Annotated in this window: 1 protein-coding gene; it reads right to left on the reverse strand. The window is 52.1% G+C overall.

Translation table 11 applies throughout. The annotated features are described in order from the left end of the window. Nucleotides 1–351 (reverse strand): hypothetical protein (locus H8L47_RS29265; RefSeq protein WP_186957344.1); only part of this gene is annotated, 351 nt, incomplete at both ends.

Here is a 351-nt window from a genome sequence, read left to right on the forward strand (position 1 = left end):
TGTTACCGATGTTGCTGATACCGTTGAAGTCACCGATGGCTGCGTTTGTTGCATTGCGCAGTTCGATCACGTCGTCGTTCTTTTGGCTCAGGTTAGTCGTGTTGTTGTCAACTGCACCACCGTTGATGGCGTGTGTACCATTGAAGTTCGCGTCAGAGAAGATGATACGGTCTGCTGTGCGGCTTGCACCTTCTTCGCCGTTGTAGCTGAAGCGGCTTGTGGAACTCAGTGCACGTGCATCGATAACTGCTGCGCTTTCGATGGCTGTACCAGCTGTGTCTGCTGCATTGGATGCATCATTGGCTGTGTCGTTGTCATTAACGATGGCCAGAACGCCTGCGTTGTTGTTCG

This window comes from Undibacterium umbellatum, assembly GCF_014284125.1.
In the GTDB taxonomy this organism is placed as follows: Bacteria; Pseudomonadota; Gammaproteobacteria; order Burkholderiales; family Burkholderiaceae_D; genus Undibacterium; species Undibacterium umbellatum.